The organism is Nocardiopsis protaetiae, assembly GCF_045446735.1.
Taxonomy (GTDB): domain Bacteria; phylum Actinomycetota; class Actinomycetes; order Streptosporangiales; family Streptosporangiaceae; genus Nocardiopsis; species Nocardiopsis protaetiae.
Window position 1 is genome coordinate 1 of sequence record NZ_JBJJBV010000135.1, and the last position, 25,877, is coordinate 25,877.

General features: G+C 69.6%; 11 protein-coding genes and 1 pseudogene. 7 read left to right on the forward strand and 5 right to left on the reverse strand.

Annotated elements, in window-relative coordinates; all coding sequences use genetic code 11:
- Positions 1–173 precede the first annotated feature (173 nt).
- From ACJOT3_RS20245 to ACJOT3_RS20255, 3 genes are all read left to right on the forward strand, one after another.
- Complete coding sequence (locus ACJOT3_RS20245; RefSeq protein WP_406974504.1) at positions 174–2,156, forward strand: Hsp70 family protein; 1,983 nt, start codon at positions 174–176, stop codon at positions 2,154–2,156.
- 76 nt (positions 2,157–2,232) lie between these two features.
- Positions 2,233–3,633 carry a CBS domain-containing anti-phage protein gene (locus tag ACJOT3_RS20250; protein WP_406974505.1) on the forward strand — a complete coding sequence of 467 codons (1,401 nt, stop codon included), beginning with the start codon at positions 2,233–2,235 and terminating at the stop codon, positions 3,631–3,633.
- A 472-nt stretch (positions 3,634–4,105) separates the two neighbouring features.
- The gene (locus tag ACJOT3_RS20255; protein ID WP_406974507.1) at positions 4,106–4,465 is read left to right on the forward strand and encodes an MmcQ/YjbR family DNA-binding protein; all 360 of its coding nucleotides are present in this window, start codon (positions 4,106–4,108) and stop codon (positions 4,463–4,465) included.
- 61 nt (positions 4,466–4,526) lie between these two features.
- On the opposite strand, the gene ACJOT3_RS20260 is transcribed toward ACJOT3_RS20255, so the two are convergent.
- Together ACJOT3_RS20260 and ACJOT3_RS20265 are read right to left on the reverse strand one after the other, a co-directional pair.
- Positions 4,527–5,624: a helix-turn-helix domain-containing protein gene (locus ACJOT3_RS20260; RefSeq protein WP_406974509.1), complete on the reverse strand. Its 1,098-nt coding sequence runs from the start codon at positions 5,622–5,624 to the stop codon at positions 4,527–4,529.
- Between the two features lie 59 nt (positions 5,625–5,683).
- Entirely contained in the window at positions 5,684–6,355 is a 672-nt protein-coding gene (locus ACJOT3_RS20265; protein WP_406974511.1) for a hypothetical protein, read from the reverse strand.
- 503 nt (positions 6,356–6,858) lie between these two features.
- Between ACJOT3_RS20265 and ACJOT3_RS20270 the strand changes: the two are divergent.
- Positions 6,859–8,115, forward strand: a pseudogene (locus tag ACJOT3_RS20270) (RNA-guided endonuclease InsQ/TnpB family protein).
- Between the two features lie 276 nt (positions 8,116–8,391).
- Here the strand turns inward: ACJOT3_RS20270 and ACJOT3_RS20275 are convergent.
- Positions 8,392–11,757, reverse strand: coding sequence for a type ISP restriction/modification enzyme (locus ACJOT3_RS20275; protein ID WP_406974513.1), 3,366 nt, complete (start codon positions 11,755–11,757; stop codon positions 8,392–8,394).
- Positions 11,758–11,998: 241 nt separating this feature from the next.
- Here ACJOT3_RS20275 and ACJOT3_RS20280 point away from each other — a divergent pair, with 241 nt between their 5' ends.
- Together ACJOT3_RS20280 and ACJOT3_RS20285 are read left to right on the forward strand one after the other, a co-directional pair.
- On the forward strand, positions 11,999–12,598 hold the full coding sequence (locus tag ACJOT3_RS20280; RefSeq protein WP_406974515.1) for a hypothetical protein: 600 nt from the start codon (positions 11,999–12,001) through the stop codon (positions 12,596–12,598).
- A 511-nt stretch (positions 12,599–13,109) separates the two neighbouring features.
- Positions 13,110–17,582 carry a PDDEXK-like endonuclease domain-containing protein gene (locus ACJOT3_RS20285; RefSeq protein WP_406974517.1) on the forward strand — a complete coding sequence of 1,491 codons (4,473 nt, stop codon included), beginning with the start codon at positions 13,110–13,112 and terminating at the stop codon, positions 17,580–17,582.
- A gap of 59 nt (positions 17,583–17,641) precedes the next feature.
- Here ACJOT3_RS20285 and ACJOT3_RS20290 read toward each other — a convergent pair whose 3' ends face one another.
- Positions 17,642–21,070, reverse strand: a complete 3,429-nt coding sequence (locus ACJOT3_RS20290; protein ID WP_406974519.1) for a DEAD/DEAH box helicase — start codon at positions 21,068–21,070, stop codon at positions 17,642–17,644.
- 504 nt (positions 21,071–21,574) lie between these two features.
- Here ACJOT3_RS20290 and ACJOT3_RS20295 point away from each other — a divergent pair.
- Positions 21,575–25,564: an Eco57I restriction-modification methylase domain-containing protein gene (locus ACJOT3_RS20295; RefSeq protein WP_406974520.1), complete on the forward strand. Its 3,990-nt coding sequence runs from the start codon at positions 21,575–21,577 to the stop codon at positions 25,562–25,564.
- Between the two features lie 7 nt (positions 25,565–25,571).
- Here the strand turns inward: ACJOT3_RS20295 and ACJOT3_RS20300 are convergent.
- The coding region (locus tag ACJOT3_RS20300; RefSeq protein WP_406974522.1) for a transposase at positions 25,572–25,877 on the reverse strand (306 nt) is incomplete at its 5' end.

Sequence of the window (25,877 nt, forward strand, 5' to 3'; positions counted from 1 at the left end):
ACAGCTCGCCCTGGTCGAACAGCTCCGCGGCGACCAGGCGTCGTTTCTCGTACTCGGCAGGAGTGCGGGGAGAGGAGAGGGGAAGCTCCATGGCCAGGGTTTTCCCAGCTCGCTCGGCTGTCAACCCACACATCAAAGATCAGTATCCGGCGTTCGCGTCGTTGTTCCCCTCCATGGTCGGCGTCAGTTCGGTGCGGGAGGAGGTCCTGTTCGGCTGGGAGGCCAAGCTCCGGTCCCAGCAGGCCACCGCGGCGGCCAAACGCCTCCTGGCCGGGGACGAGCACGTCCAGGTCGGGCAACGCTCCTGGCACGCCTCCACCGTGGCCGCGGGCATCTTCCGGACCATGCGGGACCGGGCCGAGGAGGAGCACTTCCTGGAGCTGGACTCCGCGGTCGTCACGGTCCCGGCCAACTCCGCCGGAGCCGCCCGGTTCCGTACCCGGGCCGCGGCCCGTGAAGCCGGGATCAAAGTGGACTCGCTCATCAACGAGCCGACCGCCGCCGCCCTGTACTACAAGCAGCAGCTCGGCGACGACGGACTGGAGAACATCGTCACCTTCGACTGGGGCGGCGGCACCATCGACGTCACGGTCATGGAGGCGGAGGGGAACGGCGGCCTGTTCGAGGAGCGGGCGGCCCGTGGTGTCCCCCACCTGGGCGGGCTGGAACTCGACGACGGCCTGGCCCGCCTGGTCATGATGAAGGCGGGCAGACGCCCCAAGGGCCTCGCCGAGAAGACCGTGTTCGCCCGCGAGATCGAACTGGCCAAGATCCGCCTGTCGACCGAGCCCGTGGTCGCCGTTCCCGCACCCGGCGGCAGGACCAACGTGGAGGTCACCCGGGAGGAGTTCGAGAAGGCCATCCGCCCCGTGGTGGAGCGGGCGGTCGAACCGCTCCGCAAATGCCTGGCCGACCTCGACCTGGTCCCGGAGGACATCGACTCGGTCCTCATGATCGGCGGCAGCAGCCAGATCCCCCTCGTCCGGCGGATGGTCGGCGACATCATGGGGGACCGCATCGTCTCCTCGGACCTGTGCGACCCCATGACCTCCGTCGCGCAGGGAGCCGCCGTGGCCGCGGCGATCAACGGCGGTGACGTCGACATCGACCTCGCCGTGGGCACCACGCACGCGCTGGGCACCGTCTCCACGCGCAAGCTCGGTCCGGGCGAAGAGGTGCGCTCCTTCAGCCAGATCATCCCCCGCAACGCCACCCTGCCCCGGTCGCAGGAGAAGAACTACCGGCCCAACGACGTCGGACAGAAGCGCATCGGCGTCGAGATCTGGGAGGGGGACCCCGCGGACCCCGTCTCGGCCGAGACCGGAGCCGACAACAAATCGAACATCTGCCTGACCAGGCTGCCCATCGACCTGCCGCCCTTCGAGGACCCGGAGGAGGCCTCCTTCACGCTCACCTACACCTACGACCTCAGCGGACTCCTGGGTGTGCGGGCCGTCATGGACCGGGACGGCACCGTCCTGGTGGACCGCGAGATCGACGCCTTCGGCCTGTCCACGACCGGGGTGGGGGTGAGTGCGGCGAGTCTGCGGGAGTTCCTCCAGACCCGCCCCCGGATCCCGGGGGACGACCGGCTCGACGAGGGGGCGGTGCCGGTCGCACCGCCCGCCGCACAGCCCGACCCGCAGCAGCAGCCCGCAGTGCCCTCTCCCGTCCAGGTCGCCGCCTCCGTCGGCAGGCCCTCGCCCGTGCCCGCCGGCGTGCCTTCCGGGGCGGACGCCCCCGGGAAGGGGCCGCTGGTGGTGGACGGCTCCAACCTCTCCTACAGCGGTCGGGGCAGGGCCAGTCTGGCCCGGTTGCGCTCGGCTCTGGAGGAACTGCGGGTGCAGAACCCCGGGGTCGAGGTCGTCGTGGTCGTGGACGCCAATTTCCGGTACGTCGTGGGCGCAGAGGAGCGGGAGGAGGTGGACCGGGAGATCTCCGCGGGCGCCCTGCACCGGGTGCCGTCCCGGACGGTGGGCGGAGCCGACGTTTACGTGCTGGAGATCGCCCGCCGCAAGAACGGGATCGTCGTCAGCAACGACGGTTTCCGGGAGCACACCGACCACCATTCCTGGCTGTCCGAGCAGGGCAGGCTGCTCGGTGCCGAGGAGATCGCCGGGATGTGGGTGTTCAAGGAGCGCCGCCCTGCTTCTTGATTCCACTTTCATGCCTCCGTTGAAGCTCTAAGATGACGGGGCCAGACGTTGTGCCGGGTTGAGGGGGGTAAACGTGATGACAGCCCTTGTGAGCAATGGTGATTCGAGCGGCGCCCAGGCGAGAAACTCATATCTGTTTGAGGGGCGGCGTGTCAGCATCGCGGATCTGGTGGAGGCCGGTCTTCTCGAGGTGGGAACGCAGCTCACCTTTGATCGGCCACGCATCGGTGAGACGCATTCTGCGCGTGTAACCGAAGGCTCCATGATTGAGCTGGTCGACGGGCAGCAGTTCAAATCTCCCTCCAGTGCGGCCGTGGCGGCAGTAGGCAGTGGATCCTTCGACGGTTGGCGCGCGTGGGTGCTGGACGACGGTGCGACATTGGATACGTTGCGTCAGCGACTTCTCGACTCGGTTGCCGCTCAGGTATCGGATGAGGTTGCCGTGCAGCCCTCCACCGCTCGCCACGAGAGACTGAAGAAGGCAAGGGAGGAAGCAGAGCAGGGGAACCCGCTCACCCTGACGGTCCGAGACCTCCTCGGTTGGTGGGGAGCCGAGCGCCGCGGCTACCTCATCAGTGAACAGATGGTCGCCGAACTGGACAATCACAGCTTGTCGACGGTGCCCGACTTCGAGGCGGTGAACCTCGACGCTCAGGTCAATCTGGTGATCGCTCAGATGGACGCGGACAGTGAGCGGGAATCAGAGAAGGGTGCCGTGACGGTGAATTCCACTGCTTCCTCTGAAGGCGAGGACACCCACGTTCCTGGGCTGACCGTAGGAAATTTGCCTTCGGCGCTATCAGGGGTTGTGGCAGTCTCCCCGTCGGCGACCTTCGAAGAAGCCATCACTGAGATGGCTGTCAATGGCTACTCGCAACTCGCTGTTCTGTCTGGAGCGCGTAACCTCCGAGGCGCTGTTACATGGGAGTCGATCACTCGCGCAAGGCATGCGGACCCGAGTGCTCCCTTTTCAAAAGCCATCATCAGGGCGCGCGATGTCACATACGATCAGCATCTGATTGATATTCTTTCCCTGCTTTCGGAATTTGACTTTGTGCTGGTCAGGGATCAAACGAATGCCATCGCCGGTATTGTTACGGCCAATGACGTTGCTGCGGCATATGGTACCATGGCCACGCCATTCTTTCTTATTGGTGAACTTGATCAAAGGCTTCGGAGGGTTCTCTCTGGCGCCTTCGACATCGGATATGCAACAAATCTGTGTTCGCCAGATGGGGGCCGCAGTATAAGTTCCTTCGATGATCTTTCCATGGGGGATTACCAGCGCATCCTCCAGAACACTCAGGCATGGGAAGCTCTCGGGTGGCCCCTCGACAGGAAGGTCTTCGTGAGGCGCATTGACGAGCTGCGCGAGATCCGCAACGATCTGATGCATTTCAATCCGGACCCTGTTCCGGAAGATGCCGTGCACAAGATCCGCCATATGATCGCGCTGCTGCGAGAATATGGTGATTGACTGGCCGGGTATGTGCTCCCCTGTCGATGAGCTGGGGTCGTACTGGCCTCCAAAGTCATCTGGATCGCGCCCCATACTTTCGGCTTTGGTAACTCCTGCGCAGAGGACTACGGTCTTCTCAACGATTCCCGGACCCTGAACCGGGTGCGGTGGGTGATCGTCGGGATCTTCGGTGTTGTTTACACCGACCTCTCGGTGGCGGCTGTTGAAGGCTGTGGTATCGCCCCATCACATGAGGCTGCTCTCCTTCTGGGGACGGGCCGAGAGGGCTGGGGCCTGGTGCCAGCCGGGGAGCAGGGTGCGGTGCCTGGCCTCTGGGTCCCGGCCTCGGTCGTCCTGCCCGCCACCGGTTCGCCTCCGTAGGGTCGGCGGTCGCTTGCCAGTGCCCTACTCGCGAACGGTCCCCGGTTCACGGCCTGTCCCGAAGGGGCACGGAGGCCCCGGTGTCGGTGGGGTGTGGTTGGCTCGTCCCATGGGTGTGGAGATCGAGCGGTTCCTGCGGTTGGCGAAGGCGCTTCCGGAGTGCGAGCCGCAGCAGGGGGAGAAGTACACGACCTTCCGGGTGCGCGGGAAGGCGTTCGGCTACCTGTGGCCGCGCACCGCCACGGTGGGGCTCAAGCAGACCCTGCTGGAGCAGGCCGCGCTGGTGGCCGAGCGCCCTGAGGTGTTCGAGGTGCAGTTCACCGCGGGCGGGTTCGGGTGGGTGGTCGTCCACCTCGACGGGATCGACCTGGACGAGCTCAGCGAGCTGCTCCTGGAGGCCTGGTTCCACACCGCGCCCGAGGACCTGCACCCCGCCCAGCCCAGCCCCGAGGAGCTGGTCGGGGCCTGACCGCCGCCGCGTCGGCCACCACCGCGTCTGTCACCGCCGATCCGGCCCCTGTCACCGGGGCTCACCGGGGCGCGGGGACCACGCGCAGGTCCGGGCGCTCCCGGCGCCGCCCCGGGCCGCCGCCCCGGCCGGGGCGGGAGGTGAACGACAGCCCGAACATCAGGGAGTTGAGCTCCGACAGCGGGATGCGCAGCTCCTCGGCCACCCCGCCCGGCGTGGTGCCCTTGCCGCGCAGCAGGGAGAACACCTTGGGCAGGATCTGCGAGGTCTCGCGGGCGATCCCGTCCGGTTCGGCGGTGCGGTACCCCATCTCGGCCAGCCGGCGGCAGCTGGACCGGTACTGCCAGTCGGTGAGCAGCTCCAGGTCGTGCAGCCGGTGGGTCAGGGCCATGGCGGAGACCCGCCAGATCGACTTGGCCTTGAGGATCTGGTCGACCTGGGCGCCCGCGGGCATGCGGGCGATGACGTCGGCCCGGGGCATGAGGAAGGCGCTGGCGAACCGGTTGGCCTCGCGTTCGGCCTCCGGGCCGCTGAGCGGCCGCTCGTCCCCGTGCATGACCAGGTGGCCGAGTTCGTGGGCGCAGTCGAAGCGCCCGCGCTCACCGCTCTTGGCGGTGTTGAGGAAGACATAGGGCACCGAGTCGCGCCAGAACCCGAACGCGTCCACCTCGTGGTGCTCGGTGTCCAGGGAGAACACGCGGATCCCCTGCGCCTCCAGCAGGTGCACCATGTTCGGGGCCGCGGTGTCGCCCAGCTCCCACAGCGCCCGCACCGTCTCGGCGCAGTCCTCGGGGGAGGGACGGCCGTAGGTGGGCACGTTCGGCGCGGGCAGCGCGAAGTGCGCGCTGAGCCAGTCGTTGAACTCGATCGCCAGCGCGGCCTGGGAGCGCACGGCCTTCTGCTTGCGCATCGAGGTCTTGGTCCGGGCCCGGAACGCCACCGCCTCGGAGGCCACCTCCTCGACCTCGTCCGCGGTGAAGAACCCCACCGGGAACCCCAGGGCCCGGGCGATCCTGCCCAGGGTCCCCTCGGTGGGGGTGGCGCGGGCGTTCTCGTAGTTGGACAGGCTCTGCTGCGATATCCCCGTCAGGGCCGACAGCCGCGCCAGGGTGAGCGCCCTGCGCTCCCGTGCGAGTCGGATGCGTGACGGCGTGACCATGGTGTGCGCTGCCCTGTCGGTTGTGGGCCCGGCGGGGCCGCCACCGGGCGTGTTCGTCGTTAGCGGAAGCCGACCGGGATGTCGATCGGCTCCATCCCCTCGCCGTCCTCGGGGAAGACCACGCGCCCGATCTCCAGTTCGGGGAGCAGGATGCGTTCGTGCCAGGAGGTGAGGTACCCCTGCTCGTCGGGCGGGCCGGGGCGGGACAGTTCACTATGCCACTTCACGGGGCCGTTGTCGGTCTCGGGCTTTCGGTAGGTCAGGAAGACCCACACCTGGAGCCCGTCGAGCTCGGAGGGTTCCACCGGGCGCGGGAGGAACTCCGCGGGCAGTCCGGGCAGGGAGAGCTGCTCGAACGCGTCCTCGTCGGCCAGGAGGTGGCGCCCGTTGGGGCCGCGCGGGTGCTGGCTGCGCGGAACGGCGTCCTCCGATCCCGTGTTGGCGTCCCCGCTCAGCGTCTGGATGCCGATGGTGCGCCCGGGGTCGACGGTGAGGTCGATCTGGTAGTGGCTGACGTTCTCCCAGCCGTACCGGACCTTCTGCTCGGACCGCAGGGCGGCGAGCCGCTCGTGGTAGGCGTACTGGCCCGAGGCCGTCCGGCCGTGGCTCCGGGTCACCCGGCGCAGACCCGCCTCGCTCATGCGCAGGGCCTTCTCCATGACCGGCCAGGAGGTGCCCAGCCGGGCGAGGCGGTCGTCCCGTCGGGGGTGGTCGTGTGCGGCGATCAGCAAGAGACACCTCTCGGGGTCTGTGCACCTGAAGAGAACCTACCGCGATCGTGGTCGGATTTCTTCAAGTTGCCGGTGGGTTGGGGGTGTCGGTGCCGTCCATGGTGCCCGGCGCCTCGGACATTCCTTGGGCATCCCTCCGGCATTCCGCGGCCCCGGCGACAGGAGGCCTCCCACTCGACCCTCAGGTGTGGTGGATTCCGGGGGAATTCCTGATTGTTGGCCCCATTAACACCTGTCGCGTGTAGTCTGCTAACCCCTGAGATGTCCCGGCTGCTCATATCCAGGACGGCGGGCGACCCCTCCGGGTTGACACGACCCGTGCCGAAGCGCCCCCGCCGTCCGGGATGCCCCGTTTTCGACGCCCCCGCCGTGGAGGTACGCGTGTTCACTGGACTTTCCCGGAGGATGTCCCAGCCTTCAGGCCGGGGAAGAATCCGAGACAGCCCGCCTGGACTTTTCCGTTCTGCCTTACCCATGCCTCTCCTTGGTGTAATTTCCGCCGTATGCGGACGGCGTACAAGGTCCGGGCCTACCCGGACACCGAGCAAGCGGCCCAGTTGGGCCGCACGTTCGGGTGTGTGCGCCTGGTGTGGAACAAGACCCTGGCCGAGCGCCACACCGCTTACCACCGGCGCGGTGAGACGACCACCTACAAGCAGACCGACGCCGCGCTGACCGGGTGGAAGAAGACCCAGGAGTTGGCGTTCCTGTCCGAGGTGTCCTCGGTGCCGCTCCAGCAGACGCTCAGGCACCAGCACACCGCCTTCTCCAACTTCTTCGCCGGACGCGCCCGCTACCCCCGGTTCAAGACCCGGACCGGCCGCCAGTCGGCGCACTACACCCGATCGGCGTTCCGTATCAGGAACGGCGAACTGTTCCTGGCCAAACACCAGGTCCCGCTGCGGGTGGCGTGGTCGTTCGACGGTGTGGACCTCGGGTCGCTGGACCCGACCACGGTGGTCGTCTCGCGGGAGCCGGACGGCCGCTGGTACGTCACCTTCGCCGTGGACACCGATGACCCGGCCCCCGCACCCGGGTCCGGGGTCGAGGTCGGCGTCGACCTGGGTGTGAAGGACTTCGCGACCCTGTCCACCGGGGAGAGGATCGCCAACCCCCGCCACTTGGCCCGCAAAGCCAAGAATCTGGCCCGCTACCAACGCCGGATGGCCCGCAAACAGCGCGGGTCCAACAACCGCCGCAAGGCCGGGCGCAAGGTCGCCGCCGCGCACCGCAAGGTCCGCCACGCCCGTGCCGACTTCCTGCACAAGACCACCACCCGTCTGGTGCGCGCCCACAAGGTGATCGCGATCGAGGACCTCAACGTGCGGGGCATGACCGCTTCCGCACGCGGCACCTCCGAGGTTCCCGGTCGGCGGGTGCGGCAGAAGGCGGGGCTCAACCGGGCGGTGCTGGACGCCGCCTTCGGTGAGTTCCGCCGCCAGTTGGAGTACAAGGCCGAACGGCAGGGTCGCACCCTGGTGGTCATCGACCGGTGGTTCCCCTCGTCCAAGACGTGCTCGGACTGCGGGCACCTGTTGAAGCATCTTTCGCTGGGCACCCGGTTCTGGACGTGCCCGCACTGCCGCACACGGCACGACCGTGAGTTCAACGCGGCGAAGAACATCCTTACGGCAGGACGTGCCGTGCTCCGGGGCCTGGCCCCGGGGTAGGCCTGTGGAGCCGGTGTGAGACGGCAGGGGTCCTCCCTTCCGCGGTCGGCGACGAAACAGGAAACCGCTGTCGTGAGGCAGTCCGCGTAAGCGGAACCGTCCCGTTGAGGACGGTTGGAATTCCCCTCCTTCAGGAGGGGGAGGAAGTCAACCAAGGCCGCCTGACCCGAGACCCTGGGGTCGACCCCCGGCGAATGCTCTTCGCCGTGCTGGACGTGGAGACCACCGGACTGGACACGTTCCGCGGGCACCGTGTCCGCGAGGTTGCCGCGGCGTCCGCCGCCTGGCCCCTCTGAACTCCGCCCCTCTGAGCCCGCGCCGCCTGTGAGCGGGCCCGGGAGGACAAGGAAGGTCGCCGAGGGCGGTTCAGACCAGGGGTAGTTCCTCCTGGCCTCCGGGGCGGGGGGCCTTGCGCGATACCGGTGAGACCGGCAGCACATCCGCCCGGGTGAGATCGTCCGTGGAGACCAGCGGGCCGTCGAGCACCCGGTCGAGCAGTTCCCGCTGTGCCGGTTCCAGATCGACCAGCCGGGTCAGGACCGCGAGCAGCCGCAACAGGTCGTCGGTGAACCGGGTGGTCCACCGCTCGGGTCGGATGTCGTCCAGGGGCGAGCCCCGCCGCCCGCGCCGGGGGCCGCCCTGCCGGGCGGAGAACCACTTGTCCACGACGCGCATGCCCCCCACGTCGTACGCCCACACCGCCGGGGACACCGGGGCGATCACCCCGTCCCCGACATGGAGCCGCCCTGTGTCATCGTCCCCGGGCTCGAAGCGGATGTGCTCGGGTAGGCGGCCTATCCGGTTCGGGATCTCTTCGAGGACCGTCGGCCGCCGGTGGGCGGGCAGCCGGGGCGGGCCCGGTGGGCGGCCCGCCGCGACGTCCGTGCAGCGGTCGCCGTAGGTGTGCAGCCAGATGACCTGGCGGCCCAGGCCGACGGCCTGTCCCCACAGGAGCGGATCGGTGGTGAGGGGGACACGGATTCCGGGTACCCGCAGCCGTTCACGGAAGCGTTCCGTGTAGCCGGGGTGGGAGACCACCGCAGCCAGGTAGGACATGACGTCCTCGGGGGAGACGGGACGGCCGAGGCGTTTGGACAGGTGGCCCAGGAGGCCTCGGGCGAGGTTCGGGGAGGTCGCGCCGGCGGTCCGGTACAGCGGCAGCACCCGGCCTCCGTGATGTCCCTGGAAGTAGTCGTTGTCGGGGACCAGGGAGGTGAAGACCAGGCCCGGACCGGAGGTGATGGTGTTGGTGTGCGCTTCCACCGCGTGGATCTGCGCGGGGCCATGGGCGCCACGCAGCGCGGGGCGGGGACGGTCCACGAATCGTTCATCGTCGATGAAGTACTGCCTGTCGAAGACCCGGTGGGCGATGGGAGCTGTTCCGGGCGACCGGGTCTCCTCGGAGACGGCGCGCCTACCGGGGAACCGCCGACGCGTATCGCGATCCCCCGTCGCCTTGAAGAGCCCGTCCTTGTGCCGGGGGTCGGCGGAGGCGAGCCGGTTCCAGCGCTGTTCCAGTGTTCGCCTGTCCGGCGCGATGACCCAGGTCCGGTTCGCTTTGACCCCGGGTGAATGCCACGGGAACAGATCACCGGCGGCCGGATACCCCTCCCACTCCGCACCGACTGGGCGGAACGGAGCTGTCCACGCCTGGTCGCACTCCCGCCAGCCGTCACCGTCCAGGCGCAGCCCCGGGTCGTGCGCCAGCGCGGCGAACTTGGCTTCCTTGGTTCCCTCCACGGCGTTGTAACGGATTCGCGCTGGAGTGTCGGGCCTGGGCCTGCCGTAACGAGCGAAGATCCCGATGCAGATCGGCTGCTGCACCCCGCCGAACACCCGGGTGTTCACCGGAGACTGGTGCCCCTCGGGGGAGAGGTCGATGATCCACCCTTCGTCGGCGGTCTCCCGTAGGTAGCGGCGCATACCGGCGAACGCATTCTGAGTGAGGTAGGCGGAGGTGCTCACAAAGGCCACGACTCCGCTGGGCCGGTCGGGGTGCGCGTCGAAGACCTTCCAAGTGGCCCAGCGCCAGAAGTACAGGCTCACGGCGGAGAGCTTGAACTCCAATGCGCCGTTGCCGGGTTCGCGGAACTCGTCCATGGACGGGCGGGCGGTGACCGGGTCCCCGGCCGCTTCACGGCGCTTCTCCAACCACGGAGCCGGGTCGTTGCGTTTGGCGTGCCGGATATAGGGCGGGTTCCCGATGACCGCCATCACCCGGGTGGTGCGCTTGACGTGGTTGGCGGCCTCCCGGAAACGGATGATCTCGTCGTAGCGCATCCCGAACTTCTCGTACACGTGGTGCGGGTCGTCCAGGGTGTTGCTCAGGAACCGGTGGTGCTCGTCGGGGACCTCGGTGCTGTACTTCTCCTGGAGCAGCTGGTGCAGGCGCAGCTCCGCCACGGAGAAGGCGGCGGTACTGCGCTCGAAACCGATCAACCGGTCGCGGTACAGGTCCTTCAGGTGTGTGCGGGCATGTGCGGTCCCGAACTCCGCGGTAAGGGTCCGGGCGGCACGGTCCATCACCGCGGACAGGAAGGTACCGCTGCCCATCGCGGGGTCCACCGTGGTCACCGCCTCGTCGGCGATGCCGAGCGGTATGTGCAGGCGCTCGCCCAGCAGGGAATCGGTGAACTCCACCATGAAGCGCGCGACCGGTTCCGGCGTGTAGTACGAGCCGGAGCTCTTGCGCAGCTCGGGGTCGTAGCGTTCGAGGAAGGTCTCGTACAGGTCCGTGTGGGCGGAGCGCCTGCTGCGGACCAGCCGCTGCCAGTCCACCGGCTCCAGGATCCGGATCAGCATGGGCAGAACGGTCTGCTCCTGCACGGTGGGAGACGAGGTCAGGACGGCGAAGGCCTCGCCGAGGAACGGGTGACGCTTGCCGAGGAGTTCACCGATCTCGCGCACACTGCGGCCGGTGAACCCCACCCCGGACTCGCGCGCCAGCAGCAGGGAGAAGGTGATGGTCTGGGCGTAGACGTCGGCGAATGCCGGCCCGGGCTCCAGATGGGGGAACAGCAGGTCACGCCACTCCTGGGCCAGGCGGGTGAAGGGGTTCCCGCGGGGTGACGTGCTCTCCTCCGCCAGGATGTCGACGACCTCGTCCCTCATCTGCGCGCAGAGATGGGCCAGGCGGGAGATCAGCCGGTCGAGGTCGTGCTCGGGTTCGGGGCTCCAGGTGAGGAAGTCCTGGATCAGTCGTTCGAAGGCGGGGTCGATGGCGGCGGAGGGAATCCTCCGGGTGGTGAAGTCGGGGGTGGTGACCGTTCTCCCCCGCTGCTCGCCCATGCGGAACAGCGCCCATTGGGTGCCGTTGCTGTAGAGGACGTTGGGGAGGCGCTGGAATTTCTCCCATTGCTCCCTGTCCCGCTTGTCGAGATAAGGGCTGGGAGGCAGGGGGCTCCCGGGCCTCTTGAGTTCGATGTAGCCGATTCTGCTGTTCGGCCCCCGGGAGATCCCGGTGAAGTCGACGCCGAAATCGGGTCGGGCCCGCAACTCGGGGAGGCGTACCTCGCCGTAGACCTTGTTCGGTACTCCGAGCGCGGCTCCCAGGCTTTGGACCAGGTCCTTGGCGGGGGAGCGCAGCTGTTCCTCGTCCTGCCCGCCGCGGCCGAGGGATTCGGTGACCTCTTTGATGAAGGTGCGCACGAGCCTGGCGGAGATGCCCCGGGCGCGGGGCTCGGGCGAAGGGGCGGGTGGTGTCTCATCCGGGTCGTACGGCAGAGCGGTCATCGGGCCTCCGCGAACGGTCGAGGTGTCGACGCGCTCTCAGGAGAACTTCCCGTTCCGGTGGGGTCAATATTTCACACTATGTTCTATCTCTTTGGATAAGTGCTGATGTGTAGAAAGGGGGTGGAGTTTCGAGTGTTATGGGAGTTCTCACGGTCAATCCGATGTCGGACCACCTCAGGGATTGTCGCTGTCGGTGATTACTCTCGGTTTTCCCGTGAAGGCTTCTTGTGAAGGAGGGCATGTGTCCTACAAGCCGGTGGTGGTCGCCCTGCGGCGTGACCCGGACATCGAACTGGAGAAACAACTCGACGGGATCCTGCGTCCCTTCATGTACGATCCCGCTCTCCCCTGGGGCCAGAACTCCCGCTGCGACGAGTGGTCCATCGGCGGCCGCTGGGCGGGCCACTTCCTGAGCGTCCACCGGGGAGCCTCCGACCTCGTCAATCGCCTCGCCTTCCCGCCGGGCGCCGTGCTGTCCACCCACATCGCCTGCGATGGCGGCCCCAAGGGTCTCCTCGACCTGGACTTCCTGCGCACCCGGGCGGAGGAGGAGGTCTGGCGCAGGTGGCCGGTCCGCTTCCATGAGAGGGAGGACGACATCCTCTCCGGGCGGGACCGGCCCGATGCCGACCCCGGGAAGTTCCACGCCGCCACGGCTGCGCTGGTCTCGCAGAACCGGGGGCGCACGCTGGTCGGGGCCGCCCTGGTCACCCTGGAAGGGGAGTGGATCGAGGGCAGGGGGTCGTGGCCGGAGAGCGAGGTCTGCTACGGCCGGATCGACCGGTACATCGAGGCTCTGGACGACGATGTCTGGCTGGTCTGCCTTTCCGTGCATTTCTGATCGGCGTCCTTCGCCGCTGGAGGCGATGTGGGAGTGCGCCGCCGTGTTCCCGCCCGGTTGGCGGCCGGGGAACTCCTCCTGGTCATGCGCGTCCTGGCCGTCTTCCCCTGCCCGAACCCGGGGCGGCATCCCGAGGTCGCCCGGCTCTGCCTGTTTCCCTTGGGGCGCGGCACTCTCCAGGGCGCGACCACGCTCATGCTGTGGCAGAGCCGCCCTCCGCGGTAGCGGTGTCCGAGAGGGGGAGGGGGAAGTGCGGCCAAGGTGCTTGTGAACTGCGTTCACAAGGCGGGCGGGTGTATCCTGGACGGGGTGTGATGCCCGTGCGCCGACCAGGACGGCGGGCGCCTCCCCCCGGGTTCACGCCGATCCCGACCCGACCCCGCGGGCTTAGGCCCGGCCCGCCCGCCCCCGCCTCGCAGGCGCTCTCCCCGGCGCCTCGCCTCCCGAACAGAGAGTTCCGCACCTCGTGGCAGCCCCCGATCGCGCCCCGGCCTCCGCCGGAGTCACGCAGATGTTCCAGTTTCTCGTCGAGTCCGAGGAGCTGCGCACCACCCCCGTCCGGACCCTGGAGGGGGCGGCGCGGATCCTGTGGTTCGAGGACCTGCCCCGGGACGCCCCCGGGATCGTCTCCGGCCTCCTGGATCCCGAGGACTCCGACCAGTGGCTGCGGATGGAGCGGGTCGACCGCACCGGGCCGCCGCTGCCGCCGGAGGAACTGCACGCCTGGGTCGACCTCCTGGAGTGCCGCGACCCCCAGCGGGAGGAGCCGCCGGCGCTGCTGGACACCCCGCTCGAACCGGTCCGGCCGCGGGACGTCGGCCTGCCGGTCGACGAGGACGAGGAGGGCGACGGGGAGACCGGCTCGGAGGACAACGACCGGGACGGCGACCAGAGGTCCATCACCCTGGACGAGCACCCCGACCGGGACGTCCTCCGCGCGGCCCACGCCGCCTGGGCCCGCACCTGGTCGGCCTGGGCCGACCGCGAACGCGTCGTCCGCCGCCGGGCCCGCCTCTACGAGGAGGCCTTCCGCATCCACCAGGAGGCCGTGGACCTGGGCGAGTCCTACGAGCTGGTCCTGGGCTTCGGGCACCTGGCCTGGGCTTCCGAGGGGCAGGCGGTCCGCCGCCACCTGCTCACCCGCCGCGTGGTGCTCTCGCTGGACGACCGCGGCACCCTGGAGGTCGGCCTGGACCCCGACGCCCTCGGCTTCGCGCTGGAGGAGGACATGCTGGAGGTCGCCCAGCGCCTGCGCGAGGAGGACCGCGCCAAGGTCCTGGAGCACCTCGGCGCCGCCGCCGAACACGAGGGCACCGGGGCGCTGGAGGACCTGCACACCGCCCTGCGCGAATGGACGGTCCGGGCCGCCGCCGACGCCGCCTACGATCCCGGGGCGGCCCGCCGACCCGCGGACGGGAACCGCCCCCAGGTCTCCTTCGCCCCCGCGCTGGTGCTGCGCGAGCGCCCCAAGCGCGGGCAGCTCAACGCCCTCACCACGATCGTCGAGACCCTGCGGCGCCAGGGCGGCGAACCCGAGCTGCTGCGCCACATCGTCGGCGAGGGCGAGGGCGGCGGGGCACCGGCCGCGGCCGGCACGGGCGGTGCGGCCGGTGGCGGCGGGTCCGACCACGAGGAGCTGTACTTCTCCCTGCCCTCCAACGCCGAGCAGCGCGAGATCGCCACCCGCCTGCGCGACAGCGACCTCGTCGTCGTCCAGGGCCCGCCCGGCACCGGCAAGACCCACACCATCGCCAACCTTGTCACCGACCTGCTCGCCCACGGGCAGCGCATCCTCATCACCAGCCAGACCACCCGCGCCCTCAAGGTCCTCAAGGACAAGCTCCCCGAGGAGATCCGGCCGCTGGCGGTCAGCCGCACCGGCGACGGCGTCGAGGCCCAGCGCGAACTGGAGGCCTCGGTCCGGGCCATCCTCGAACGCCAGTCCCAGCACGACGACCGGAGCGCCGAAACCGAGGTCTCCCGCCTCCAGGACCGCCTCGACCATGCCCGGGGCCGGCGCGACCGGACCCTGAAGGAGCTGCGGGCCATCCGCGAACGCGAGACCCACCTCCACCCCGAGGGACCCGGCGGCTACGGCGGCACCCTCTCGCAGATCGCCCGCAAGCTCGTCGACGACGAGGCCGCGCACTCCTGGCTGGGCCCGGTTCCGGGGTTCGAGCGCACGCTCACCGCCCAGACCGCCCACGCCCTGCTGGCCGCCGCCCGCGCCTTCACCCCCGAACAGCGCGCGATCGCCGCCGAGATGCCGGGGGCCGACGAGCTCCCCGACCCCGCCGCCCACGCGCGGGCGGTCGAGGACATCCGCCGTGCCGAGCAGGCCGCCGCCGAGTCCGCCGACGTCTGGGACACCGCCACCGAGGAGGTCCTCACGCGGCTCTCCCGCCAGGAGAGCGCGCGGATGCGCGGACTCCTCACCGATTTCACCACCCGCCGCGACCGCACCCGGCGGCTGGACCCGCACTGGGCCGAGCAGCGCTCCGCAGTCCTGGCCGGACGGGACCGCCAGGTCCGCACCCAGGCCGAACGGGTGCGCACCGAGGTGCGGCGCGCCGAGACCGAGCTCGCCGCCATCGCGGACGTGCGCGTCGACGGCCTGGACGCCTTCGCCTTCCCCGACGCGCTGCGCCACGCCACGGCCCTGAAGGAGGGGTTCGCCGCCGGGCGCAGGCTCAAGGGTCCGCTGGGGATGCGCACCCGCCTTTACAAGGACCACGCCGTGTTCCTGGAGAGCGTCACCGTCGACGGCAGCGCCCTGGACACCCCCGAAGAGCTCGCGCTGGTCCACCACCGCATCGCCCTGGAACGCCGCGTCGGCGACGCCCTGCGCGCCGCGGGCCGCCCTGCCGACCTCGACTGGTCCGACCCGCTCGAACGCCTGGCCCCGCTGCGCGAGGACCTGGACGACCTGGACCGGCTCCTGGAACTCGCCGACGCCCACACCGCCCTGACCGCGGCGACCGAACCCGTCCCCGCCCTGGCCGCCCTGGACTGGGCCGACGACACCCGCGTGGACCGGCTCACCCTGCTCCTGGCCGCGGTCGACGCCCGCCACGACGCCGTCCCCGCCCGCGAGCTCATCTCCTCCGCCCTGTCGCTCCTCTACACCTGGAGCGACCGGCAGCGGGCCCGGTCCGGTGCCGCGCCCTCGCCCCTGGGCAGGGCCCGCACCGCCCTGGAGGACGCCGACACCGACGCCTACGAGCGCGCCCTCGCGGACATGGAGCGCGCCCGCGCCGCGCACCGCCTGGAGCAGGAGTACCGCGCCGCCGAGCGCGCGGTGGCCGAACACCACCGAGGCCTGGCCGCGGCGGTCACCGCCGACCCCGGCGACGAGCGGTGGGAGGAGCGGCTGGGGGCCCTCGACCACGCCTGGGCGTGGTCCGCGTGGAACCACCGGCTCGCCGAGCTCACCGATCCCAAGGCGGAGGAGGACTGCCGCGCCCGCCTCGCCGAGGCCGACGGCGAGGTGCGCCTGACCATGGGCCGACTGGCGGCCGCCAAGGCGTGGCGGTCCTGCCTGTCCCGCCTCACCGCGGACCAGGAGGTCGCCCTGCGCGCCTACCAGCAGAGCATCCGCCGCATCGGCAAGGGCACCGGCCGCCACGCCGCCCGCCACCAGCGCCAGGCCCGCGAGAGCCTGCGCGACTGCCAGCCCGCCGTCCCCGCCTGGATCATGCCGCTCTACCAGGTGGTGTCCACCGTCCCGATGGACCGGCCCGGCGCCTTCGACGTCGTCATCATCGACGAGGCCAGCCAGTCCGGCCCGGAGGCCCTCCTGCTGGCCTGGCTGGGCAAGCGCCTGGTGGTCGTGGGCGACGACAAGCAGGTCAGCCCGCGCAACGCCGGACTCGACCAGGACCAGCTGTTCGCCCTCCAGGAGCGCAGGCTGGCGTCCTTCTCCGCACCCCGCCGCAACCTGTTCGCCCCCAACAACAGCCTCTTCGACATCGCCGCCGGGCTCGCGGGCAGCCGCGGCCAGCTCATGCTCAGCGAGCACTTCCGGTGCATGCCCGAGATCATCGGCTTCTCCAACGAGGAGTTCTACCAGGGGCGCCTGCAACCGCTGCGCCAGTACGCGGCCGACCGCCTCCCGCCGGTGCGCACCGTCCACGTCGCCGAGGGCATGGTCGAGGGCCGGGGACAGAAGCAGGTCAACCGGGCCGAGGCGCGGGCCCTGGTCGACCGGGTCGTCCGCTGCTGCGCCGACCCCGCCTACGAGGGGCGGACCATGGGTGTGGTCACCCTGCTGGGCACCGCGCAGCAGGCGCTCATCGAGGAGCTGCTCACCGACGTCCTGTCCCTGGACGTGCGGGTGGAGCGGCAGATCCGCGTCGGCAACGCCTCCGCCTTCCAGGGCGACGAACGAGACGTGATGTTCCTGGGGTGCGTCTACGCGCCCTTCGACGTGGACGGTGTGCCGCGCCGGCCGTCCCCCTTCAGCTCGGTGCCCGACCAGCAGATCATCAACGTCGCAGCCTCCCGCGCCCGCGACCAGGTGTGGGTGTTCCACAGCTTCGCCCTGTCCGACCTCGGCGAGACCGACATGCGCCGCCGCTACCTGGACCACCTCTCCCGGCCCGCCGAGGACCAGATCGGCACCGGCCTGGGCGAGGTCCCCGCCGACGAGCGGGTCGAGCCCTTCGACAGCCTCTTCGAACAGCGGGTCTACCGGGCCCTGCACGAACGCGGCTACCGGGTGCGGCCCCAGTACCGCGCCGGGCGGTACCGCATCGACCTGGTGGTGGAGGGCGGCACCCGCCGCCTGGCCGTGGAGTGCGACGGCGACGCCTTCCACACCGAGGAGAACGCCCCCGACGACGCCGCCCGCCAGCGGGAACTGGAGCGGGTCGGCTGGACGTTCGTGCGCATCCGGGGCAGCCGCTTCTTCCGCGACCCCCAGGAGTCGCTGAACCCGCTGTGGAAGCAGCTGGAGGCGATGGGCATCGAACCCGCCCGGGCCTGAGGGCGGTCGCTCGTGGGCTTGGGGCGGCACCGATCGGGTGCCGCCCGAGGCCCGGCGGGTCAGCCGCCTACGCGCTCGCGCAGCGGGAGGTGACGGCCCAGGGTCGCGAAGTGGTGCCGGTGGGCCCAGGCGGTGTGGTCGCCGATGACGTAGAGCCTGCGCTTGGCGCGGCTGGCGGCCACGTTCAGCAGGTTGGGGGTCCGGCTGGCCCACTCCATCGCCCCCTCACGGTCGGGGGATCCGCCCAGGACGAAGACCACCACGCCCGCCTCCTTGCCCTGGGAGGTGTGGATGGTGCCGGTCCGGTCGTTCGGGACACCGAACCCCGTGGCGATGCCGCGCACCCGGTTCGCCACCGCACGGAACGGGGCGAGCACGAACACGTCGCTCATCGGGTGGCCGCGGAGTGCGAGCCCTTCCAGAAGCCATTTCAGCGCCCTGCCCTCCGCCGGGCGCCAGTGGTCCGCGGACCCCGCACCGGATGCCGGAACGTGCACCCATTGGCTGGGCGGCAGTTCCAGGTCCTGTCGCGACGGCGTGCCGTACACCATCATCCCGTCGTAGGCGACCAGGTTGGAGACGGTGAACATCGGGTCGTCGCACCGCCGGTGCACCCGCAGCGGCGATCCCACCCATAGGGGCTCCCCCTCGTCGCGGTCGAGCAGGGTGCCCAGCGGGGTCACCGAGTCCGCCAGGGCCTGGACCGAGGTGCGAGCGGGCAGCCACCGCTCCTCCACCCCGAACCGGTTCCGCAGGTGCTGCTGGGCGGGGAGGGACAGCGAGGTCACCGGCTCCAGCTGGAGCGGGTCGCCCACGATCACCGCCCGCCGCGCCCGCCACAGCGCGCCCACCACCTGCTGGGGTGCGGCCTGCCCGGCCTCGTCCACCAGCAGCCACCCCAGTGACTCGGAGTCGAACGCGCCGAAGAGCCGCGGGTAGGAGGCGAAGGTCGACGAGACGACCGGGACCACCAGGAACAGGCCGCGCAGGGCATCGCGCACCAGGTCGTCGGGGGCGTTGCGGGCCTCGCCGGACAGCACCTGCATCGCGGCGCGCAGGTTCTTGGAGAGCTTGCCCGGCACCGCCCGGACGAACGCCTCGTGCACGGCCAGCGCGGCCAGGAACACCTCGGTGCGGGCCCTGGTCAGCTCGGGGTCGCTCCAGGGGGCGCTCAGCTCACGTGCCCGCTCGTCGGTGAGCACGTCACCGAGGGGGACGTGGTCGGGCCAGGCCCGCCAGGCCGTGTCCACGTTCTGTTCGGCGGCGGACAGCCCTCGCCGGGCCTTCGCAAGGGCGCTGTCCGCGGAGTCGAGAGCGAGTTCGCACCGGCTCGTTCGCTGCCGGGCCTCCGCTTCCTCCAAGCCCTTTTCATGCTCGATCTCGCTGAGCTCTCCGATGACGCTCACGAAATCGTCGTCCTTCTTCTGCCACTCGCGCAACCGGCGGCCCAGAGAGAACACGACATCCCAGAAGCCCGGTTTGAACTCCCAGTGCCGGGACCGTTCCGCCTCTACCGACAGCCGCCGCTCCAGAATCTCCCGGTGTGCGAGCGCCGCGTCCTCGTGGTCGCCCCGCGCCGATGCCAGTTCCCGCTCACGCAGGTTCACCGCCCGGGTCGCCCGGTCCACCTCCCGCCCGAGTCCGGGAAGGCGCTCCAGATCGCGGGCGACCGCCGCGCGGGCCTCGACCAGGCGGTCCCGCTCCCGCAGAGCGCGGGTGAACTCCCCGACGGCTTCCCGCCACTGCCGCACGGCCGCGCCCTGGTCGCCGCGACCCTCCTGGTCGAGATTCCTGAGCAGCGCGTACATCCCGTGTTCGCCCCGGGAACCGTCGGGGCGGTTCCCCCACCAGAAGCGCTTGACGAAGGTGCGGCGGTTGCGCGCGTTGCCCAGCTGGGCGGCCAGGGTCCCCCAGGCCTTCTTGTCTCCCTTGCCGTCGTCGAGCACGTTCGTGGCGGTGGCCGCGAAGTAGTCGGCGTGCTTCCAGCGTTCATCCACGGCCTGACGGCCCGGAATCTCGGTGGTGACGTTGTCCACCGCGCCGTTGTTGGCCGAGGCGACGACGATCTCGAACCCCGCCAGCTCCGGTCGCAGCCGGGGGAAGGCGGTCCGCCCCCGCGAGGTCTCCCAGGCGCCCCATCCCGTGAAGGCGTCCCAGGGCTTGTCGAACCCCGCCAGCACCCGGGCCCGCTCCACGACCACATGCGCGACGAGGTCGCGCAGCAGCGTGGTCTTGCCGGTGCCGGGCGGGCCGTTCACGGCGAACAGGCCGGGCCGGTCCCCGAGGGTACGCGTGATGGTGTTGACCGCGATCTGCTGGCTCAGGGCCAAGGGGTGGGTGTCCTTGGCGGGCCAGCGCCCGGGAGGGGTGTGTCCCGGGGAGACCCGGCGCATCGCGGCGGCCCCCTCCTCACGCACATCCGTCCGAGGGATAGCCGCCACCTCTCGGGAGGAGGAGAGGTACGCGCGCAGCGCCGCACCGTACTCGCCCTTGCGCACGGCCTCGGCGACCGATGCCAGGTCGTCGGCGATGAAGCTGTTCAGCAGCGGAGTCTCTGCGGGCTCCACGTTCTCATCGTTCAAAGGAGCATCGGTGTCGCCCTGCCGGCCGGCCAACAGGATCTCTTGCCGCTCGGATTCCTCTTGGGCCCGGGTCTGGGAGACCGGGTAACTCTTGATCCGCATTCCGAGCGTGAGCCGCCCTCGTACACCGAGCAGGGAGGCCAGCACCCGCTGTAGGGCGTCCAGTTCCGGATGCCCCAGGACGCGCGATCGTCGGCCGCCGGCTCCGTCCTCCTGGGATTCCTCGGATCCGGTGGCCATCGACGCTTCCGCCGATCCCGACACCTCGATATCGATTCCGCCCACGGAGAGGGTTCCGGCCATGTCGGCCGTCATCGAGAGCGAGGCACGGACGGCCTCCCAGACCTTGACCAGGGGAGCGGAGACCAGACCCCCGTCCACCAGGGACAATAGCGCCTGTGTCGGCCCCGGGCCGGGTTCGGCGACAAGCCACTCGTAAAGGGTTCCGAAGCGTTCCTCCGCCCGGTCGAACCCCTCCAACCAGTCCTTGGCACGCGGCCCCGGGGACAGGGTCCTGCCGATAGCCCAGCCGCAGGTGGACACCGCATGGGTACCGATCAGGGCCTGCCCCTGCTCGTCCACGTCGAAGGCGCCCAGCGCGGCTTTCGCGTCGGTCCGGGTCTCCACCTGCCGGGGGTCGGCGCCGAAGACCCGGTCCAGGACGGCATCGGTCTCCACGGTGGAGAACACCCCGAGGTACACCGTGTGCCGCCAGACGGTGTTACGCGGCGGACGCTTGTTCCCCAGGGTGCTCCCCGGCTCCCAGGGCAGGGGCAGGCCCGGCTCCACCTCGGCCACGGGGGTGCCGCTTCTCAGATCGACCCGGTCCACCTTCTGCGGTTCGAAGAGCTCCACTGCCCGCCAGAAGTCCACGATGCGGGCACGTTCCCGGTCACCCCCGGCCACAAGCTCCCTCTTCCCGTTCGAGGCGTACGGACACCCGTGGTCCGTGGGACATCACGCATCGTTGATACCAGCTGTGGGACGGTGTTCCACCGCCGGAAAGCGTCCGGATACGGGAAACCGGGGCCGTTGGCCGCATCCGGCCACGGGATCACCGGAGTTCTCCACGACTCCGACGCGGCCGCTCCGCTCACCGGGGCATCGGAGGCCACCGCTCAGGCCTCGCGAACCTGGTCCGAGACGGAGATACCGGGGCGTTGCGGATCCGGCCGAGGGTAAGGGGCTCCTTGGCAGTGGGTTCTTTCTATGTTCATGTCCTCGTGTGCGAACTTCGGTGAACCAGTGGCAGAAGTTTTTCAGAGGGGCGCCTTTTGTTGATGGGACAGATGGCCCTCTTGTATTTCTCCGGTAAACCCGACTTTCGATCCTGTTTCCTCATCGGGGTGTTCGGAAAAGACTGAAACGCACGATCCAGTGCATTCACCCCCCCGCGCATGAGGATCGCCGATGCCCCCCACCCTGCCCTCGTCCGTGGTGCACAGCGTCGGCGGGCTGTTGCCCTCGGACATGCTCCTCCGTATCGCCGAAGGGCGGGACGTCCCCCACTCCCAACCCGCCGACTACGGGGTCGTCGGCTCCGGGTCGGTCGACGACGCCGCGGAGCGGCGCTGGCACCTGCTCCGCGACGCCTGGTGGGTGATCCGCCGCGACCTGCCCCGCCGTACCGAGGAAGGGCGGGTGCCGGCCGATCCCACCGGGGCGGCGAGCCGGCGGTGGATCGAACCGCTCTTCGAGCAGTTGGGCTTCGGGAGGCTGGCCGGGCTGCGCATCCTCGGGGTCCGCCCCGATGACGAACCGGCCGCCCTCCTGCCGGTCACCCACCGTTACCAGCACCTCCTGGTCCACCTCGTCCCCTGGGGCACCGAACTCGGGACACGCGGCCCCGACGGCGCGCCCGCCCCGCAATCCCTGCTCCAGGAGGCGCTCAACCGCACCTCCGAACACCTGTGGGGCATCGTCACCAACGGGCGTGAACTGCGCCTGCTGCGCGACTCCCACACCCTGGCCGGCAGCACCTTCGTCTCCTGGGACCTTGAGGCGATCTTCGACGGCGAACTGGTCCACGAGTTCATCGGACTCTTCCGCACCTGCCACGCCTCCCGTTTCGAGACCGTTGACCAGGAGCCGCCCGCCGCCTGCCCCATGGAACGGTGGCGTGAGGACGCCCTGCGCTCGGGGGTCCGGGCGCTCGACGCCCTCCGCGAGAACGTCGAGGAGGCCCTCGCCGTCCTGGGCACCGGGTTCCTCCGCCATCCGGCCAACACCGGCCTGCGCCGGGCGCTGGATGTCGGTGCCCTGCACGGGGCGTTGCTGCGGCTCGTGTTCAGAATCCTCTTCGTTGCGGTCATCGAAGACCGCGACCTGCTCCATCCGCCCGAGACCGACGAGCAGACCAGGAAGCGCTACGCCACCTATTTCTCCTTCGCCAGGCTGAGCCGCCTGGCCGGTCGGGGACGCGGCGGGCCCCACGGCGACCTGTACCGGGCGCTGCGCATGGTCCTGGACGCCCTCGGCGATGAGGACGGCCGCCCCGAACTGGGGCTGGTCGGACTGGGCGGCCTGTTCACCCCCACCGAGGAGGACGAGCCCCTGCGCGGGGCCGCGTTGAGCAACGAGGTGCTCCTGCGGGCGGTGCGCGGATTGTCCCGGGTGCGGGACGCCGACACCGGCCGTCGGCGCAAGGTCGCCTTCCGGACCCTGTCCTCGCGCGAACTCGGCGCCGTCTACGAATCCCTGCTGGAGAGCACCCCCGAGCACTGCCCCGCGGACCTGTCCTTCCGCCTCGTCCACCGGGCGGGCAACACGAGGAAGATGACCGGTGCCTACTACACTCCGTCATCGCTCATCGAGCGGCTGCTCGACTCCTCGCTCGACCCCGTCCTCGACGACGCGGTCAAACGCGGTGAGGTCAAGGTCGCCGAACACCGTGAACTCGACCCCGCGGACACCATCGCGGAGATGCTGCTCTCCGTCACGGTCTGTGATCCCGCCTGCGGATCCGGGCATATGCTCGTCGCCGCGGCCCAGCGCATCGCCAAGCGGGTGGCGGCGGTACGGGAAGGGACGCCCGAACCCACACAGGACGCCTACCGCGAAGCCCTCCACGATGTCGTCGCGCGTTGTCTGTACGGGATCGACCTCAACCCCATGGCGGTCGCCGTCACCAAGATGGCGCTGTGGCTGGAGGGCATGTCGCCGGGGCGGCCGCTGGACCTGCTCGACCCGCACATCAAACACGGCAACGCCCTGGTCGGCGCGACCCCCGCACGGCTGCGGGCGGGGGTGCCCGATGCGGCGTTCACACCGATCGAGGGGGACGACCGGGGCATCGCCACCTCTCTGGGGCGGGCCAACACCCTGGAACGCGGGGGACAGGCGGGCCTGTTCGATCCCGAGGGTGAAGGGGTCAAGGTCGACAACACCGGCTTCGCCGCGGGGCTGCACGGCCTCTACCGGATCCGGGTCGGAAGCCTGCGCGACGTCCGTCGCCAGGAGAGGGTCTACCGCGCCTGGCGCGAATCCGCCGAGTACCGCAGGGACCTGCACATCGCCGACGCGTGGTGCGCGGCGTTCTTCTGGGAGAAGGTCGAAGGAGCACCCCGGCCGGTGACCGCGGAGGCCTTCCGCGCGTTGCAGGACCCGGAGGGGGCGGCGGCGTCCGCCGCCACCCATGAGGAGATCCTCCGTCTGCGTGAGCGGTACCGGTTCTTCCACTGGCACCTGGAGTTCCCCGACATCTTCCGGGTGTGCTCCGACGGGGACGGGGCCGATGACAGCACCGGGTGGGACGGCGGATTCGACTGCGTCCTGTCGAACCCGCCCTGGGACAAGCTCGACTTCGAGGACAAGAAGTACTTCAGCGTGGTCGAACCCGCGCTGGCCCGCATCTCCGGGGTGGCCCGCCGCAAGGCGATCGAACGGTGGCGCAAGGAGTATCCGGAGGCGGGGGAGAGGTATCGGCAGGCCCGGCGCCGGGTGAAGGCGACACTGCACTTCACGAGTCGGTCGGAGATCTACCCGCTGTGCGCGAAGGGGCTCTCGGTCAAGGGCGTGAACACCCTCCAGGTGGACCAGCTCTTCGTCGAACTGTTCACCGGGCTGGTAGGCGGGCGTGGGCGGATCGGCGTGGTCGTTCCCACTGGGGTCGCCACGAGTGCTGGCGCCCAGGAGTTGTTCGCGGGATTGACCCGGAAGAAATCCATTGCCTCGCTGTACGACTTCGAGAACCTCAAACAGTTGTTCCCCGGAGTTCATGCCAGCTACAGGTTTTGTTTGTTCTCGCTGGTCGGTCGAGGGCTTGAGGAGCACGAGGCGCGCTACGCCTTCTTCCTCCATGCCTCGGAACACCTGGAAGACGAACGCCGAGTTTTCCCCTTGAATGCCGATGAGATTCGTCTGATCAGTCCCAATACCGGCTCTCTTCCGGCCTTCAAGAGCAGGAAGGACGCAGATCTCGCCCTCTCCGTCTACCGTCATCTTCCGGTGCTTTGGAAGGAAAGTGTGCCGGACGGGAATTCCTGGAGGGCCAGATTTAAAAATCTGTTCAACATGACCGACGACTCCGGGATGTTCCGGTCGCGGCGGGATCTGGAGGACAGGGGATGGGTGCTGGAGGGCAATGTCTTCGTACGTGGTGGAAGACGGATGCTCCCCCTCTACGAGGCGAAGATGGCCCACCATTTCGACCATCGCTGGAACGGCTTCGGTGAGGGTGAGGACGGCGCCCATCGCATGATCCCCAAGGCCGACGCCGACCCGAGGTCCGTCCCCCTGCCCCGCTACTGGGTGCCCGAACACGACCCCCGGCGCCCTGGGGCGGGCGGGAGAGAGGAATTCCATGAAGGTGTGGACTCCCGACTGTCCGCTTCTGGCTGGGATCGCGGATGGCTCTACGGGTGGCGCGACGTCTGTCGGTCCACGGACGAGCGCACGGCTATCCCGGTTCTCCTTCCGCGGACGGGAGTGGGCCACACCCTGCCACTGATGTTCGTTCACCAGCCGACGACGCTGGTGGCCGCCCTGTACGCGGTGCAGAGCTCCCTGGTCTTCGACTATGTGAGCCGCCAGAAGATCAATGGCGCGCACATGGCCCTCATGACCTGGAAACAGCTTCCGGTCCCCACCCCCGCACAGCTGGATTCCCACTTGGGCTTCCTCGTCCCCCGGGTCCTCGAACTCGTCTACACCGCCCACGATATGGAGCCCTTCGCCCGGGATCTCGACTACGACGGGCCGCCGTTCCCCTGGGACGAGGACCGCAGAGCGACTCTCCGCGCCGAACTGGACGCCTACCTCTTTCACCTCTACGGGCTGGAACGGGACGACGTCGAGCACGTCCTGGAGACCTTCCAGACCGAGAAGGGCGGTCTGAAGAACAACGAGATCGTCCGGCACGGCACCTATCGCACCCGCGATCTGGTCCTGGCCGCCTACTGATCTTTGATTATGCGGTTGACGGAAACGGTGAGGGTTCCAAGCCGACCGACTCGATGAACCCCCGCAGCAGATCGGTGCGCTTGCGCACCAGACGCAGATGCGCGTTGATCACCTGCTCCAAATCCTCCAGACTCCGGAACAGACGGCTTCTGAGCACCCGTTTGAGGTGCGCCCACAGCGTCTCCACCGGGTTCAGCTCGGGCGCGTACCGGGGCAGGAACACCACCCGCACCCAGTCCCGTGCCGTGATCTGGGCGGTCATCTTCTTGCCGGAGTGGGAGGAGTGGTTGTCCCAGATCAACACCACCGGGCC

What these genes read in the sequence shown, in the direction of transcription:
- ACJOT3_RS20295 (WP_406974520.1), top strand. Translation starts at nt 21,575, where the DNA reads ATGCCCCCCACCCTGCCCTCGTCCGTGGTGCACAGCGTCGGCGGGCTG.
- ACJOT3_RS20245 (WP_406974504.1), top strand. Translation starts at nt 174, where the DNA reads ATGGTCGGCGTCAGTTCGGTGCGGGAGGAGGTCCTGTTCGGCTGGGAG.
- ACJOT3_RS20275 (WP_406974513.1), bottom strand. Translation starts at nt 11,757, where the DNA reads ATGACCGCTCTGCCGTACGACCCGGATGAGACACCACCCGCCCCTTCG.
- ACJOT3_RS20250 (WP_406974505.1), top strand. Translation starts at nt 2,233, where the DNA reads ATGACAGCCCTTGTGAGCAATGGTGATTCGAGCGGCGCCCAGGCGAGA.
- ACJOT3_RS20285 (WP_406974517.1), top strand. Translation starts at nt 13,110, where the DNA reads ATGTTCCAGTTTCTCGTCGAGTCCGAGGAGCTGCGCACCACCCCCGTC.
- ACJOT3_RS20260 (WP_406974509.1), bottom strand. Translation starts at nt 5,624, where the DNA reads ATGGTCACGCCGTCACGCATCCGACTCGCACGGGAGCGCAGGGCGCTC.
- ACJOT3_RS20255 (WP_406974507.1), top strand. Translation starts at nt 4,106, where the DNA reads ATGGGTGTGGAGATCGAGCGGTTCCTGCGGTTGGCGAAGGCGCTTCCG.